General features: G+C 59.0%; 15 protein-coding genes and 1 tRNA gene. 6 read left to right on the forward strand and 10 right to left on the reverse strand.

What is annotated here, in order from left to right; translation table 11 throughout:
- Nucleotides 1-48 precede the first annotated feature (48 nt).
- Genes DBW_RS09590 through DBW_RS09605 form a run of 4 tightly spaced genes read left to right on the forward strand, consistent with a single transcriptional unit; the run spans nucleotide 49 to nucleotide 2180 of the window.
- Nucleotides 49-912, forward strand: coding sequence for a YitT family protein (locus DBW_RS09590; RefSeq protein WP_066727248.1), 864 nt, complete (start codon nucleotides 49-51; stop codon nucleotides 910-912).
- On the forward strand, nucleotides 912-1211 hold the full coding sequence (locus DBW_RS09595) for a GIY-YIG nuclease family protein (RefSeq protein WP_066727249.1): 300 nt from the start codon (nucleotides 912-914) through the stop codon (nucleotides 1209-1211). The genes DBW_RS09590 and DBW_RS09595 overlap by 1 nt, the downstream gene beginning before the upstream one ends.
- On the forward strand, nucleotides 1208-1690 hold the full coding sequence (locus DBW_RS09600; RefSeq protein WP_066727254.1) for a YchJ family protein: 483 nt from the start codon (nucleotides 1208-1210) through the stop codon (nucleotides 1688-1690). Before DBW_RS09595 ends, DBW_RS09600 begins: the two co-directional genes overlap by 4 nt.
- Nucleotides 1691-1697: 7 nt before the next feature.
- Entirely contained in the window at nucleotides 1698-2180 is a 483-nt protein-coding gene (locus DBW_RS09605) for a GreA/GreB family elongation factor (RefSeq protein ID WP_066727256.1), read from the forward strand.
- 100 nt (nucleotides 2181-2280) lie between these two features.
- Here the strand turns inward: DBW_RS09605 and DBW_RS09610 are convergent, their stop codons facing one another.
- The 7 genes from DBW_RS09610 to DBW_RS09640 form a co-directional block, all read right to left on the reverse strand.
- Nucleotides 2281-3318 (reverse strand): cytochrome-c peroxidase, encoded by a 1038-nt coding sequence (locus DBW_RS09610; protein ID WP_066727258.1) that lies wholly within the window; start codon nucleotides 3316-3318, stop codon nucleotides 2281-2283.
- Between the two features lie 320 nt (nucleotides 3319-3638).
- Nucleotides 3639-4766 (reverse strand): NADH:flavin oxidoreductase, encoded by a 1128-nt coding sequence (locus DBW_RS09615; protein WP_066727260.1) that lies wholly within the window; start codon nucleotides 4764-4766, stop codon nucleotides 3639-3641.
- 82 nt (nucleotides 4767-4848) lie between these two features.
- Nucleotides 4849-5319, reverse strand: a complete 471-nt coding sequence (locus tag DBW_RS09620; protein WP_066727262.1) for an LEA type 2 family protein — start codon at nucleotides 5317-5319, stop codon at nucleotides 4849-4851.
- Between the two features lie 210 nt (nucleotides 5320-5529).
- Complete coding sequence (locus DBW_RS09625; protein ID WP_066727264.1) at nucleotides 5530-6120, reverse strand: short chain dehydrogenase; 591 nt, start codon at nucleotides 6118-6120, stop codon at nucleotides 5530-5532.
- A gap of 124 nt (nucleotides 6121-6244) precedes the next feature.
- Nucleotides 6245-7408, reverse strand: a complete 1164-nt coding sequence (locus DBW_RS09630; RefSeq protein WP_066727266.1) for a GAF domain-containing protein — start codon at nucleotides 7406-7408, stop codon at nucleotides 6245-6247.
- Between the two features lie 432 nt (nucleotides 7409-7840).
- On the reverse strand, nucleotides 7841-8263 hold the full coding sequence (locus DBW_RS09635) for a DUF4019 domain-containing protein (protein ID WP_066727268.1): 423 nt from the start codon (nucleotides 8261-8263) through the stop codon (nucleotides 7841-7843).
- An 834-nt stretch (nucleotides 8264-9097) separates the two neighbouring features.
- Complete coding sequence (locus tag DBW_RS09640; RefSeq protein ID WP_066727270.1) at nucleotides 9098-9385, reverse strand: formate/nitrite transporter family protein; 288 nt, start codon at nucleotides 9383-9385, stop codon at nucleotides 9098-9100.
- 315 nt (nucleotides 9386-9700) lie between these two features.
- On the opposite strand from DBW_RS09640, the gene DBW_RS09645 reads away from it, so the two are divergent.
- A complete protein-coding gene (locus DBW_RS09645) occupies nucleotides 9701-11824 on the forward strand; it encodes a VTT domain-containing protein (protein ID WP_066727273.1) in 2124 nt (707 codons plus the stop codon).
- Complete coding sequence (locus DBW_RS09650; protein WP_066727274.1) at nucleotides 11817-12545, forward strand: endonuclease/exonuclease/phosphatase family protein; 729 nt, start codon at nucleotides 11817-11819, stop codon at nucleotides 12543-12545. Before DBW_RS09645 ends, DBW_RS09650 begins: the two co-directional genes overlap by 8 nt.
- Before the next feature lie 87 nt (nucleotides 12546-12632).
- On the opposite strand, the gene ltrA is transcribed toward DBW_RS09650, so the two are convergent.
- The 3 genes from ltrA to DBW_RS09665 all read right to left on the reverse strand — a co-directional run bounded on the left by ltrA (nucleotide 12633) and on the right by DBW_RS09665 (nucleotide 15941).
- Nucleotides 12633-14036, reverse strand: coding sequence for a group II intron reverse transcriptase/maturase (gene ltrA / locus DBW_RS09655; protein WP_066727275.1), 1404 nt, complete (start codon nucleotides 14034-14036; stop codon nucleotides 12633-12635).
- Nucleotides 14037-14534: 498 nt separating this feature from the next.
- Nucleotides 14535-14609, reverse strand: a tRNA-Gly gene (locus tag DBW_RS09660).
- 15 nt (nucleotides 14610-14624) lie between these two features.
- Entirely contained in the window at nucleotides 14625-15941 is a 1317-nt protein-coding gene (locus DBW_RS09665) for a hypothetical protein (RefSeq protein ID WP_066727276.1), read from the reverse strand.
- Nucleotides 15942-16086 lie beyond the last annotated feature (145 nt).

The following is a 16086-nucleotide window of genomic DNA, read 5'->3' on the forward strand; positions in this document are numbered from 1 at the left end:
AGTCTTCCTCCCGGGCAATATGCAACTGCTTTTCAAAAGGATTCCATCATGAGCGCAGCAAGAGGCCGCCTCGCCTATTCGATCTTCTGGAACTGCGGCCTGATCACCATCGGCACCCTGATCCAGGCTATCGCCCTGAAGGCGGTTGCCATTCCCCACCACTTCGTTCCCGGCGGTCTCTTTGGGGTCGCCTCACTCCTCTATTACAAGACCGGCCTTCTCAACCCCGGGCTCCTCTACCTGGTCCTCAACGTGCCGATGTTCATCCTCGGCTACATCTATATTACCCGCCGTTTCCTCGGCTACAGCGCCCTGGCGATGGGTTTGATCACCCTCTTTTACCAGCTGATCGATTTCCAGATCACGATCAGCAGCCAGCTCTACGCCGCCCTCGTCTTCGGTGCCCTCCTCGGCGTCGGCGCCGGCATGGTATTGCGTTCCCTCGGTTCCAACGGCGGCCTCGACGTCGCCGCCGTGATCCTAAACCAGAAGTTCAATATCGGGGTCGGCAAAGTTTATTTCTCCTTCAACCTCCTCCTCTTCTCTCTCAGTTTCGTCGGCATCGACAACGACCTGGTTATCGCCTCGATCATTGCCGTCTTTGTCTGCTCGGCCGCGGTCGACTACGTCCTCTCCATGTTCAACCAGCGCAAGCTCGCTTTCATTGTTTCGGAGAAACCGGATGCGATCGCCGACCGGGTCATGACCCACCTGAAGATCGGTACCACTATGCTGCCCGCTGTCGGCACTTACCAGAAACGGGAGAAAAAGGTGCTGATGGTCGTCATCAACAACATCCAGCTCAAACGCCTGGAGGAGATCGTCTTTACCACCGACAGCTATGCCCTCTTCATCGTCGAGAATACCTTCAGCGTCCTCGGCTCGACCTTTTCGCGGCGCAAAATCTACTGATGACGAGGAACTGGCAGGTTTACATCCTGCTCTGTTCGGACGGCTCGCTCTACACCGGCATTACCACCGACATGGAACGCCGGCTGCTCGAACATGGTGCCGGACGCGGCGCCCGTTACTGCCGCAGCCGTACTCCGTTAAAGCTGGTTTTTCTGGAGACCGGCCACGATCGCAGCAGCGCCAGCCGTCGGGAAGCGCAGATCAAGGGACTGCGCGCTGAAGCCAAGCGGCAGCTGATTGCCGGTGAAAAGCCGGTGCCAAACCTCGCACAACCAACCGTAAAGGAGTCCCCAGCATGAGCACCTGTCCCTGCGGCAGTGGACGCGACTACGCCGCCTGCTGCGAACCGATCATCGCCGGCCGCACACCGGCCGCTACTCCGGAACAGCTGATGCGGGCCCGCTACAGTGCCCACGTCAAGGTCGAGATCGATTTCCTCTATGCCAGCACCCATCCCGATCACCGCGAGGGATACGACCACGAAGGGACCCGGACCTGGGCGCAGGATTCCGAATGGCATGGCCTCCAGATTCTCGAAACGGTGGACGGTGGTACTGGCGCCAAGGAAGGCGAGGTCGAATTTGTCGCCCGGTTTCGCGACCAGAGCGGTCTGCGTAGCCACCACGAGCGCGCCCGGTTTCTGAAAAAATCGGGCAAATGGCTCTTTACCGAGGGGGTGATGGTCAAAGCAAAACCCCTCTCCGTCGAAAAGATCGGCCGCAACGATCCCTGCCCCTGCGGCAGCGGTGCCAAGTACAAGAAGTGCTGCGGGAAATAGGTCGCTGATGACCAAGGCATGTCTGCTGGAGATGATTGTCACAAGCCTGAGCGTCGACCTGACAACCCTCACCGAGGCCGCCCGGGCCGCCCACGCCGCCGCCACCCATGAGGAGTGCCAGCCCGACAACAAGTACGACACCACCGGGCTGGAGGCTTCCTACATCGCCCAGGGACAGGCCAACCGAGCAGCTGAGGTCCGCCGCGCCCTGGAACGCTACCGGGCTCTGGAGTTGCGTTCCTTCGATGCCGGATCGCCGGTGCGCCTGACGGCACTGGTAACCCTCGAAGCCGAGGATGGCAGCCGCCGTCAGGTATTTCTTGGGCCGGATGCCGGTGGTTTGAAGCTGGCAGGACCGACCGGGGAGATCATCATCGTTACCATCGAGTCCCCGTTAGGGCGGGCGCTGCTGGGAAGGGTTGTGGGTGAGGAGATCGAAACCGGCAATGGGGGAAGCCGCAAGAATTTCACGATAGTGACTGTCGCCTGACATGTCGTCACGATCGGCCATAGTCTCAGGCCGTCCGACATTATGACCTGAAAATACGTCGGCCCCGGGAAAAATCCCGGGGCCGACGACTATTTATGCATTATTTGAGAATCGGTCGAGGGGTGGTATCCGAGTTGGGGGGCAGCAGCGGGTATTCGACCATCGGTTGCTTACCGTCCAGACTTCCGAGGAAAGCAATCAGCAACTCCGTATCCTTCTCGTTGAGATCAATGCCGAGCTGCGAGGTCCCCATCAGTGCTACGGCGCCCTTGAGCGTCCAGACCTTGCCGGAATGAAAATAGGGAGCGGTAAGGCCGACATTGCGGAGAGAAGGAGCGCGGAAGACATATTCGTCGCTTGCCGTCTTGGTAACCTGGAAACGCCCATGGTCGCCAGGGGGCATCACTTCCGCGCCCGGTTTCTCCACCAAGCCGAAGGGATAGTACCCTGAGCCGCCGATATTGGTTCCTGCATGACAAGTGGCGCACCCCTTGTCGATATAGAGCTGTAGCCCGGCTAGTTCGGTCTTGCTCAGGGCTTTGGCGTCTCCATTCAGGTAATGATCAAAGGGGGCCGGTGTGATGAGCGTTGCTTCAAAGACCTCAATGGCCTTGGCCGTATTGTCGAAAGTGACGGGATTTTTCTCGCCGGGGAAAGCCTTGCTGAAGAGTTCCCGATATTCGGGGATGCTCTGCAGGGTGGCGACGACCCGTTCCGGCGTGTTGTTCATTTCGACCGAAGCCTGGACTGGTCCCTTGGCTTGTTCCGCCAGGTCTTTGGCCCGGCCGTCCCAGAACTGGGCCACATTGAAAGCGGCATTTAGGACAGTCGGAGCATTGCGTGGTCCTTTTTGCCAGTTATGCCCGGTTGATGTCTCCTGTAAGTCTCCCCCGGCAAGGCCAACATTGTGACAGGTGTTGCAACTGATCAACTGTGAGGCGGAAAGGCGCGGGTCAAAATAGAGCATCTTGCCCAGTTTCACCTTGACCGGCGAGGCCGGGTTACCCGCCAGGGGTGGAGCACTCGTCGGCAAGGGCTTAAAGAGAGTTTGGCTCGTCTTCATGAGGTTACTTTCGCTGGCATATGCCGTGTTGACCATGAAAAGTGCTGCTACCATGACAAACAGAGCTCGGTACATGCTTGATTCTCCTTTTCTGCACTGGCCCAATGACCGGAGCGGATATGGGTTGAGGACTCGCTTACAGCTTTTGACGCATGGTTCCCTGTTTCGGTTTACCTTAAAATCTGTTCTTCCCGGATGTCCGTAACAGGTTCTACATTAACTCAACTTAATTTAAAGTCCAGTCACCCATAGCGGAAAATTCGTTATTTTATCGACACCAACAGATAGTCCAGGCGTTCTCAACGACAGGCAAAAAATGCCAAGGGACACTCTGTCATGAGTGTCCCTTGGCATTTCAATGCTGGGAAGGATTGGTTCAGATAGGCGAAAAGACCTTACACCTGAATCGAACGGTTCTCGGCTTCGATTTTATCAACGACGCAGTAAATCCCTTCCCCTTTCATCCCGGGACGAAAGCAGCCGTTGCAGGAGATACAGGTAGAGCGATAGCTCTCGTCAGTGCGCAGGCGGTTTGGAAAGTCCGGTTCGCGAATCAATGGCCGCGAGAAAGAGAAAAAATCGGCCTCATCTTCCTGCAAGAGCCTCTGCAAAACTGTGCCGGAGCGGAGACCGCCGACCAGCAGGATCGGCACGTCGATGACTTCCTTGAGACGGCGGGCATAACGGGAGTTGTAGGCCTCATGGGCGGGTTCGTTGATCTCCTGGCGCACCGGGGTGGTCTTCCCCGAAGCGGCGGTGCCGGAGCTGACCTCGATGGCGTCGATGCCAAGTTCTCCAAGGCGCTGGGCGATCTGCATCGCCTCACCGAATTCGAGACCGCCCGGCAGGTGATCGGCAGCGGTCAGCTTAATGGTGACCGGGTAGTGCGGACCGACCGCCCTCCGCACCGCAACGCAGACCTCTTCGAGGAAACGCATGCGTCCTTCGAGGGTGCCACCATAGGCATCACTGCGCCGGTTCATCAGCGGCGAGAGAAACTGGTTGATCAGGTAGCCATGGGCGCCGTGCAGTTGCACCCCGTCAAATCCGGCCTGCTTCGCCCGATTCGCGGCGGCGGCGAAGGCCTGCACTAGGTCCTGGATTTCAGTAATACCCAACTCCCGCGGCAATTCCGGATAGTTGGGTGCCTTAAGCGCCGAAGGCGCCAGGGGCACGGCACCGATCATTTTGGCCGTGGTCTGGGCGCCCGCGTGGACCAGCTGGCAGAAAACCCGGCCCCCTTCTTCATGGACCGCCGTACTCAGCTCGCGCAGGGGTGCAATCAGGTCATCGCTATCGATTCCCATCTTGCCGGGAAGCTGCTTGCCATCGGCACGGATGTAACTGTAGCCGGTGATGATCAGACCGACACCGCCCCGGGCCAGGTTGCGATAGAGCTGAACCAGCTTCGGGGTCGGTCGCCCGTCGACCTCGCACAGCCCTTCCCAGGTGGCGCTGCGGACAAAGCGATTGGGGAGCTTGAGGGAACCGATGGCAGCGGAATCGAAAAGGGCCTTGGTCATAACGAGGCTCCTTTGGCAGGGGGAGTTAGAGGGGTGGACGGTATGACGGAATATGGGGCCAGTCAGACCTTATCACCGGAGGTCAGCGTGTACCGTCTTCGAGACTGATTTCGCCTTTTTCCTGGAGATGAATCCGGGGCCGCAGGCTGCCGATGTCGAGCTTGGCATCCAAAGCGTAGGTCACAACTGACTGCGGCTGGTTGAGAAGAGACGCCAGCAGGCGGATACTGCGCAAAAGGTCGGTGGTCGCGGTCAGGGTCACATCCCCTTCGCCGTAGGCGGGGACCTCCGGCAGGTCGCTGGTCGCGCCGGTGACCACCTTCTGGCCGGCGAGGGTCAGCGAGTAGACGATGCCTTCAAGCTTGAGGGGGGTACGGTTGGGATTGACGATATGCAGACCGATCTCAAAACGGGGCGCCATCCCCTCGGCAGGAAGCAGGCGGAAGGAAGAGAGCCCCACCGTCGGCTCTTCAAAGCCCGGGCCGAGGCCGGCGCAGCCGAAGACCAGCAGGCAGGCAGCGAGGCAGGAAAATTTTTGGGCGACCTTGGTCATGCATTACCTCAATAAAAAAATAGGACCAACCAGAGAGCGGTTCGCGCGGATCAGTTCGGATCAAGTCTGATCAGATTCGGATTCAGCCAAGCTCCAGGACGGCCCCATGCAACGAAGTGAGGGATGCCTATCCTTTGCTCTTTCCGAACTTAAATCCGAAGTGATCAGATTTTATCCGCGGGAAACCGCCCGTGCCTTTGCTGCTCCGTTTCATGGAGAAATCACCTCACCCGACCGACTTCCCTCGACGCTCTGCTGGTAGGCTTTCGCCACCTGGGTAGCCGGCATGCCGGGGAGCGGGTCCTTGCCCATCTTTTCGAGCGTCTCCCGCACCCAGGGCGGACTGACGACGTTGACCCGGACCCTGCGCTCCATCTCCAGCGCTGCCGCCCGCGCAAATCCTTCCAGCCCGGCGTTCACCAGGCTGATTGCGGCGCTCCCCGGCATCGGCATTTGCGCCAGAATGCCGCTGGTCAGGGTAAAGGAGCCGCCGTCGGCGATGAACTGACTGCCGATGCGGACCAGGTTCACCTGGCCCATCAGCTTGTTGGTCAGACAGAAGGCGAAGTCCTCATCGTTCAACTCCGCCAGCCCTTTGAAACGCGCCTGGCCTGCCGCGCTGACGACGGCATCGAATTTCCCGGCCTGGGTGTACATGCTGCGAATGGAATCGGCGGAGGAAATGTCGACCTTCAAATCGCCGCTCGAACGGGAGGCTTTGATAACGTCGTGATTCAGGGAGAGCAGGTCGCAGACGGCACTGCCAATAGTTCCGCTGGCGCCGATGAGTAGAATTCGCATAACTACCTCCGCTGATGGGTAATGGGCTACGGAGCCAGTTTATCATTTTTTGCTGAAGCCCGACAAAACGACCAATAAAATGAGGCAACCAATTTGCCCCAGTGGCCTCCCCTTTTTCAGCGGGTCAATCCTGCATATACCCCAGCGTGGCCGCCCAGAATGAGAGATCGTTGCGGGTCTTTTCATAAAGCCGGGCATTCATGATGGCAACACCGGCAATTTCCGCCAGTGCGGAAAGGAAGGTAATCTCCTCCTGGCTGTACTGCCGTTTTTCAGCGCTGTAAAGGCGCAGGACGCCGACCACACGATGGCGGGCGACGATCGGCATCGAGAGAATCGACTGGATCCCTTCGGCGACGGTCTCGGCCGGATATTCGAGGCGCGGGTCATTGGCGGTGTCGAGGATCAGTACCGGGCGCCCGGCGAGAGTTTCGGCGATACTCTGGTCGGTGTGGGGCTGCCCCTTGGCGAGGAACTTGGCGCTGAGACCGCTGGTGGCGATCAGCTCCAGCTCGTGGGTCGTCTCATTGCGCAGACGCAGGGCGCTCGCCTTGACCTTCATGACGGCGACTGCCTGGTCGACGATCAACTGCACCACCTGCTTCGATTCCCGGGTCGAGAGGAGTGCACGCGTGATCTCGTGCAGGGTGCGAAAATAAGTGAGACTTCTCGCCGAGTCGACCGGCATGAGGCAGGCGGGGCCGAGGGTCGGCTTTTCGAACTCGAAGCGGTCCGGCTGATCGACGCCGATTTCGCTGAAGAGCGCGGCGAGCTTGTCCCCTTCCGCCTGTGCGAGGCGGGCGTTGGAGATCGCCAGTCCCCCCATTTCGGCGAGGGCGGAGACGAATTCAAGATCCTCGCCACTGTAGTTACGCGGTCGGGAGCTGTAGAGGCGCAAAACGCCGATGACCTTCTCGGCGGCGATTACCGGCACCGAGAGGACCGTGTTGATCCCCTCGGCGCGCATCTCCTCCGGATACTGGATACGCGGATCTTCGGGAGCGTTCCTGATGCAGACCGGCTGGCCTGCGAGGACTTCGGGAATGCTCTGATCGGCGTTGAGTGCGCCCTTGTTCAGGTAGGCGTCGCTGAGGCCGTAAGAGGCGACCTGCTTGAGGCTGTTGCTCTCCTCGTCGATCAGCCGCAGGCTTCCCCCCTTGATATCAAGGGCAGCGACGGTGCGCTGCACCAGCGAGTCGAGAATCGCCTGCAGGTTCTCAGCGGAGAGGATCGCCTGCGCTGTCTCAAAAAAGAGACGGAAGTACTCGTTGGGATTGGTCTGCGGCATGAATAACCTCCATCAGGGGGTTCCCGGTGACAAAGCCTGAGCCAGCCTCGTCGACAATTGCTGCAAAAGACAAACGCCGCCCTTCAGCAGCTGGCTGAAAGGCGGCGCTTATAACCACCAGATGGAACTCGTCCTCGATCCCCCATTAGAACCTCCAAAGATGGAATTTCAACCAGTTAGAGATTTATAGCCGGTTAGCGACGCTGTTGTCAATCGCCGATAATCCGGACAGGTGAGATCCCTCCCGCCAGCGACCGTGGCGGCCGGGAAAAAACGCCAGCACTCCGCAGGGGTCGACCTGGCCTGCCAAACTCCGCGCGGCCCCTGGGATAGTTTTCAGCACAGCAGGGAATTCAGGTTCAGGAGCTGCAGATCTCGCAGATCCACGGCTCTGGCGATTCGTCACTCAGGAGAGGCGGCCCTGGGGAAGGATCAGTTGCAGATGTAATCGCTCACCCGCCATTGCCCATTGGCATCCGCCGTAACGGCAACGATCTCGGTGGTCTGCCGCTTGTGGGTAAAGGAGGACTGAAAGACGATTACGACGTAGTCACCATCGGGATTTTTGGGATAGGAGTCTTTGAAGACGGTTTTGCTCGCCACCCGGTTGACCAAGGGGCCGTAAAAGGACCTTTGCGTGCCGATACTGGCTACCCACCGCTCCCGCTGCTGGGAGCTGCGGTGGTAGGTACTGGTCGCGTCGAAAGCGGCAGCGATATCGCCTTGATCGAGCAGCGCCAGGAAAGCTGTCGCAGATTGGAGCGCCGCAGCCTCGTCACTGGCAATAGCTGCGCCCGGGGGCAACCAGGCGCCGAGCAGAAGACTGAAAGACAGAATCAGGACGGTAGTTTTCACAGGCTCCACCTGCCGTGCATGTCGCCGGCCATAACGTAAATTGAATGATATGGGGACATCATACCGGCAGGTCCTGACGATTTTCTCACAAATTGCCACCACTGGTATCCCTGACCGATTTTTTCAATAAAAAAGATGGCCCGAAAGGTCAGTCGCTTTTTGCTGGAATAGGTTCCTGTAACGTCAGGAGGGGGCAGCTGCCAGGTCGCCGCAGGTGGATCAGTCGATAATCGAGGAAGTATCATCGCACCGGGGTGAATCAAGCCTCATCCCGCGCCATTGCTCCAAACATAAATGGGCCAGGGATACCGCCTATCCCTGGCCCAGATCTTCATATGGCGTTCACTATAGCGACCACCGGTTCTGCGGAGAATTAAAACTACGGCCCGACGCTCTCACGGAGAAGTTCGGTGAGGGTCCTGCCGCAACAGCTCATCATCTTGCTCTTCGCTTCTTTGTCAGAATACTTCGTGTCACAGGTGTGGCAGATGAAAGCATTCTTTTCGGGGAGTTCTTCAACCGCTTTTGAAAACCTGTCATGGTATTGTTTGGTCATTTTACTATCCTTTCTCCCTCCAGGGACAATACATTGGCAAAAGCAGAGAATCGATTGCCTGGAAGGCGAATCTCCGATCTTCCAAAGGAATCGATGACCATTTCAGTTAACTTTACTTTATCATTATCGGGAAAATTGAACAACCCGCCGGGGCCTCGGTTGTTAGGAAGCCAGGTGCCGTGCGTCGGCCGCAAAAAATTCCGCAAACTGCCTGAAAGCCTGTTGCGACTGCACACTCCGCAGGGATCAGAAGCGGGGACCACTGCCCTTTTCATACATTAAACGGTGGAGCTTTGCTGCGTCTCGCGAATGTGACCGTAATTCAGCAGGGCGACAAAGATGCTCCCGCCAACCAGGTTGCCGAAGATGGTGAAACAAAGTAAAGCAGCGACCCGGGACGGCAGGAAATGATCACTGATCAGGTAGGCGGTAAATATCTGGACGCTACCAGCGATGGAGTGGCGCAGATCACCGCTGCCGATTAGGAAGGTGAAAATGTAAATCGATACCATCTGGCTCAGCGTGGGAGGCGTCGCCATGACCAGCCAGCCACCAAGGGCCATCATTTGCTTTTCCACGCTGGTCTGCCAATTGGATCACTCTTTTTTCCATTGCCGCTCTAAGTGATACCAGACAAGTCCCGGCATGGTTTCGCGATAGAAAAAGTCGCGAATCCTTCCCTAATACGTTGGCTTGGAAAAGTCCCCGGCCAGAATTTCTGACGATTTATGGAATCCTGTATAATCGAGGGGTACTGCTGACGCCCCTGGCAGATTAGGGGCGAACGATCTCCCCCTTCCCTTCCTTCACCTCCAACGGTGCCGGCAGGCAGTCCGACTGTTGATATGTGGACTCAATAAAACCGGAAACTGAGATGAAATATGCATTTTCGTGAAGGGAAAAATTGTTATCGGTTGGCGAGCAGCCAGCGCATTGCTTTCCTTGTCGATGGCGAAGACTACTATCGAGCTGTCGCTGACGCTTGCGAATCTGCCCGTCAGGCCATCTATATCCTTGGCTGGGATGTCGACAGCCGGACGCGGCTGCGACGGGGGAAGAAGGACGTTCCGGAGACTCTGGGTCAGTTCGTTGAGCGCCTGGTGCGGGAACATCCCGAGCTTCACATCTATATCCTCGAGTGGGACTTTGCCATGTTTTACTCCCTGGAGCGGGAGACCCTGTCATGGCTGAGTCTGGGCTGGATGAGTCATGAGCGGGTGCATTTCGAGTTCGATGACAATCATCCGGTCGGCGCCTGTCATCACCAGAAGATTGTCGTCATCGACGATCTGGTAGCCTTTGTCGGTGGTTTCGACCTCGCCAGCTTTCGCTGGGATACTTCCGAGCATCTGCCAAACCACCCGGAACGGACGGAACAGGGGGCGAGCTATGGACCGGTACACGACGTCCAGATGCTGGTCGATGGAGAAACGGCCAAGGAACTCGGGAGAATCGCCCGGCACCGCTGGGATCGTGCAACCGGAGTACGGCTCGCCGAACCGGCAGAGCAGAAACACGACCCCTGGCCGGAAGATATCTCACCCGACCACAGGGAGGTGCGCCTCGCCATCCTCAGGACCGAACCGAAACACGATGGTCGGGCCGAAGTTCGTGAGATCGAAGCGTTTTACCTGGACGCAATAGCCCGGGCAGAGTCTTTCATCTACATGGAAAATCAGTACCTCAGTTCCCATGCCATCTGCGAGGCCCTGGAAAAGTCTCTGCGCCAGACAGAAGGGCCGGAGATTCTCCTGGTGCTCCCCCGCAAATGTCCCGGCTGGCTGGAAGAAGAAACCATGGGAGCCCTGCGGCAAGGAATACAAAAGCGCCTGCTTGCCGCCGACCGGAATGGCCGGCTCAGGGTCTGTTATCCGGAGCGGGCCGGCCTGACCACGGATGTCATCATAGTCCACAGCAAGCTCCTGATTGTCGACGACACCCTCCTGACCATCGGCTCCGCAAACCTGAGCAACCGCTCCATGGGCTTTGACACCGAGTGCAATCTGGCGTTGGCGGCCGATGGACAAAAAGCCATCGCCGAGACGATCGCTCGATTTCGCAACCGGCTCCTCGCGGAGCACCTGGGGACGGAGCGGAAGGTTGTTGCTGATCATCTCGCCAGGAACGGTTCTCTACTGGCGACCATTCAAAACCTGGGGAATGAACGACGCTCGCTGAAGATACTGCCAACTTCCGACGACGAGGCACTGCTGGAAAACCTTCGGGCAGACGTTATGTTCGATCCGGAACGCCCCGGCAGTGTCGACCAGCTGTTCGATCTCTTCGGAACCGGGACCTCTCAGCAATCGGACGCGAAAGCCGGTGACATTCGAAGCAAGGCCTGGCGGTTTTTCGCTTTCATCACTAGCGCTATCCTATTGGCGATCCTCTGGCGCTGGTCGCCGCTGAAAGATTGGCTGTCTCTCGATAACCTCCTCGCGGCAGCGGACGCCGTTCGCGAAAGCTCGATGACCATTCCGATCGTGCTTGCCATTTACGTGGTCGGCAGTTGCCTGATGTTTCCGATCAACCTGCTTATCCTTGCCACGGCTCTCAGCTTCGGCTCCATTACAGGTTTTGGCCTCGCGATTTCCGGCAGTATTCTGGGGGGACTGGCGAGCTACCTGATGGGGCACTGGCTGGGACGGGATGTGGTGAGCAAGCTGGGCGGAGAAAGAGTGAACCGGCTCAGCCGCAAGCTAGCCCGGCGGGGCTGGCTGGCCGTCGCTCTGGTTCGTGTCGTGCCGATCGCGCCCTTTACCATCGTCAACATGGTTGCCGGCGCATCGCATATCTCCGCCCGCTCCTTCCTGATCGGCACCACCATTGGCATGTGTCCCGGAATTCTGGCGATCATGGTTTTCGAGGAGGGGCTGGAGCGGGCGCTGCGTAACCCGCACGGCGGGACCGTGGCCCTGGCCATCATCGCCCTCTGCGCTGCGGCTCTGATTCTGTGGGGCGGCAAGCGTTGGCTGGCACGAAAAAACGAGGGGCAGGATGGATGAAAATCAGTTGCGACTGGCAACCTGGAACATCCACATGGGGGTTGGGCTGGATGGCCAACGAAACCTGCGGCGGACGGCAGAGGTCATCGGGCAGCTGCGGCCCGATCTAATCGGCCTGCAGGAAGTCGACAACCACATCCACCCGGCCGGGAATGATCTTCAGGTTCTGCATGCCCTGACCGGTATGGAAGTGGTCGCCGGGCCGACCATGCAGCGGACAACCGGGGATTATGGCAATGCATTGTTGACCCGGCTGCCGGTTCTCAAGGTGGAGCGTTACGATATCAGTATCACCAGGGGGCGAGAACCCCGGGGCCTGCTGATTGTTCACCTCGATTGGCACGGTGAAAGGCTACAGGTCGCGGTGACCCACCTTGGCCTGCGTGCCAGCGAGCGCCGTGGGCAGGTACTTCAATTGATTGATTGTTTGTCAGCCGTCGAACGGGCGCCACTGATTCTGATGGGGGATTTCAACGAATGGTTTATTGGGGGGCGGCCGCGGCGTTGGCTGCAACGCCATTTTCAGCAGATTCACTCTCCCGCAACCTTTCCGTCGCGCTGGCCGCTGTTCAGCCTCGACCATATCTTTGCCGATCCGCCGGAGCGCTTGCTGGAAAAACGGGTTGTCAAAACCCACCTGGCGCGACTCGCTTCCGACCACCTCCCCCTGACAGCTATTTATAACGGTCCATCCGGATTCGAAAAAGACAAGTCATACTGAGATTGGCAGGTCAGAAATCGGGTAGGAGGCGGGGTCGCCCCCGCCGTCCTCCCACACCACCGTGCGTACGGTTCCGTACACGGCGGTTCACAAGGCGCTCTGAAAGCGGCGGTGCTGATCGGTCAAGCGGATCAGCCCCAAGTAGCGAAAGAAGGATGTCGGATACGCTTCATTCATGTGCGAGGCCCCTGAGTTCCACCAGGGGCCTCGCCCGTTCGTGGCCGATTTCCACGCCCGGGCTTCCGGCAATCCCCGCTGCATCAACCTCTTGGCCCGGGTATAGGGGCGCTTCCACTGTCGCCATAGAATGCAGCGCAGCTTCCGCCGCAGCCATTTGTCCAGTTCTTCGAAGATGCCTTTGACCTCCGCCAGGCGGAAGTAAGAGGCCCACCCCCGTAGCTTCGGGGTGATTTCTTTGATGACCTGAGCGAGACTGCGTCCCCTGCCCCGTCGGCAGACCTTCCTGAGTCCGGCCTTGAACCGCTTCACTCTCGACTCCGCCACTTTGAGGCGGGGTTTCTTGTGAAAGGTCATGCTGTAACCCAGAAAGACCCTTTTCCAAGGACGGTCGACGGCGCTTTTGGCGACGTTGACCTTGAGTGCCAGCCGCTCCTCCAGGAACCGGGTGAGACTGGCCATGACCCTTTGGCCGCTGCGCCTGGTCTGCACGTAAATGTTGCAGTCGTCGGCGTAGCGGCAGAAGGCGTGACCGCGCCTCTCCAGTTCCTTGTCGAACGCGTCGAGCAGGATGTTCGACAGAAGAGGTGAGAGGGGACCACCCTGCGGCGTCCCTTCCACCCTCTGCGACACAAGCCCGCCTTCGAGCACTCCGGCTTGCAGGTACCGCCGGATGAGCAGCAATACCCGCTTGTCTTCGACCTTACGGGCGACCCGCGACATGAGGATGTCGTGGTTCACCCGGTCGAAGAACTTCTCCAGGTCGATATCGACCACCCAGCGCTTGCCGTCGGCCACATGCCGACGGGCGGCTCTAACCGCCTGCCAGGCACTCCGTCCGGGACGATACCCGTAGGAGCTGTCGGAGAAGTCCGGATCGAATAGCGGCGTCAGCACCTGATGCAGCGCCTGCTGAATGAGCCGATCGCACACCGTGGGGATTCCCAGGGTGCGCACGCCCCCGTCGGGCTTCTCGATTTCCACCTTCCGCACCGGCTGGGGGCGATACGTCCCATTCAGCAACTCTTCCCTGATGGTCGGCCACTTCTCCTTGAGAAAGCCGCGTAGCTCGCCCGTCGTCATCTCGTCGATGCCGGGGGCGCCCTTGTTGGCTTCCACTCGTTCAAGGGCCGCCATCATGTTCGGGCGGCTGACGACGTCTTCCATCAGCCCCCGTTCCGCTTTCGTCCAGGAAGGGTCTCTCGTTGCCGTGACGTTTGACGCACCGCTCCCATGCTCTGGCGGCTTCCGGCCGCTGCCCTCCGGGACGGCTCCCGGTATCTCGACCGGGACTTCTGCTGCTCTTGTCGTCATCGAAACGCGAGTCTCCTGAAACGACGCCTCGTGTTCGGCCCTTTGCCGGGTGGTTACTCCGGCTACTACGGCCTCTGCTGACTTCTGCCGGCCCGTCCCGACACCTTACGGTGACGGTAGCACGAGGCAGACCGACAGATCTCCCAGGGTAATGCGCGTGACCTTCCTCCCATCTACCCGCCGCATCTACAGCCCCACCCTCCCGGATGGCTATCGGGCTTTGAAGATATTGGCCTTCTCGCCCGGATGAGACTGCCTCATGCGGTTTCTGTTCGTCGGACCGGGATTTTGCCTGCGGCTTCCTTCAGATTCCACCTCGCGATGGACACCCTTGCCGTCCGGCTAGCGGTTCCCGCCATCAGGGTCCGCAGGGGACTTGCACCCCCAAGTCACTGATTCACCACCACAGTGAATCAGACAGCGCCAGTCAAGGCGCTACGCGCCATGCCTGGCGCACCAAAGAAAAACGGAACCCCGCAGGGTTCCGTTGTGGTTTTCTGGAGCGGGAAACGGGATTCGAACCCGCGACCTTCAGCTTGGGAAGCTGACACTCTACCACTGAGTTATTCCCGCTCAATGTGGGGGCGATTATAGGGCTCCCCCCTTTTTTTTGTCAACGGTTTTTTCCTTTAATAAAATCAGAAACTTCCTCGCTTCATCCGGCTTGCGGACGCGCCCTTCCAGCTCTTCCTGGCGCAACCTGGCCACCAGTTCACCTAGTTGCGGCCCGGGCTGCAGGCCAAAGCAGGAGGCAATCCAGTGGCCGTCGACAAGATCGGGAATTCGATCTGAAGATCGCAGTTCAAGGTAGGCATCAAGAGCGTCGAGGATCGCTTCCCTGTCCGTCAAGGTCGGCGCCAGAGCAGACGCAAGCAGCAGTTGATCGACAGGGAAAGGATACTGGTCGGCCCAGCGCGCGAGGGCACGCTGGCCAAGACCTGTGGGTGGAGGTGCTGAAAACCCTGACTCTGAGAGCGGACAGAGAATTTGCAGGGCGCGAAGGTTCTCCTGGCCAAGGGCGAGCAGGGCCTCGGCTGAAACGGGATCATGATTACCCGCCCCGAGAACAAGGGCAAGGCGCAGACGACCAAGGCGCAGCAGCGAACGACTGACAGGTTGAAACAGCACCGCGGAAACCTGGGGAGAATGACTGCCGAGCCAGTCGATAAAGGTATTGAGGCGCCGCAGTCCGTCAACGGACTTGGTGAAAAAGCTGCTGGAATCCTGGCGTCCTGGCCCAAAGAGAAAGGGAATGGCGCCGATCTCGCCGAGGAGTTCCACCCCTCTGGCGACGCTGGTATCGTTGACCAGGCGTACCAGTTCGTCCCCCCTTCGTTCTGCGGCCACCCCGGCAAGCAGACCCGCCTCGGCGGCCGCCCGCTGCCAGGTCCTCGTTTCCACGCTGAAGTCGAGGGTCGTCGCCAGCCGAACCAATCGCAGGAGGCGCAGAGGATCGGCGCGAAAGGCATAGTCGGCGCAAAGCTGCAGTTCCCGCCGGGCAATCGCTTCCTCCCCCTGCAGGGGGTCGTAACAACGATGATCAGCAAGGCTGATGGCGATGGCGTTGACGGTAAAGTCGCGGTCGCGCAGGTCGCCATCGAGGTCGGCGGCGCGAAAAGGGGCAAAATCGAAGGTGAGAACCGCTCCGTCAGGTCCTGTCCAACTCACCCGAGACTGGTTGCGTTCCCTGTCGAGGAGAAACCAGCGGCCGCCGCACCTCCTGGCGAAGGACCGGGCGAGCTCGGTAGGATCGAAGGGAGTGGCAAAATCAAAATCGGTCACCGAAAGGTGGAGCCGGGCATTGCGCAGAGCCCCTCCCACCAGGAAGGCTTCGGCAGCTGCGGGAATTGGAAGAAGGGCCTCGGGAATGGGCGGTGTGGCAAGAAGGCGTTCGAATTCGTCCATGGGATAAATCTAGCACAACCCAGGGGCATTATCGGTGCGGCAGATTATTTGGACGAATTGCCCTGTTCCTGGTCTCGCCCGAAACCACTCCACGGAGTTAACCAATTCTCTAAGGTCCTGGAACTTATCCCAATAATTTAAAACA

This window comes from Desulfuromonas sp. DDH964, from assembly GCF_001611275.1.
GTDB lineage: Bacteria > Desulfobacterota > Desulfuromonadia > Desulfuromonadales > DDH964 > DDH964.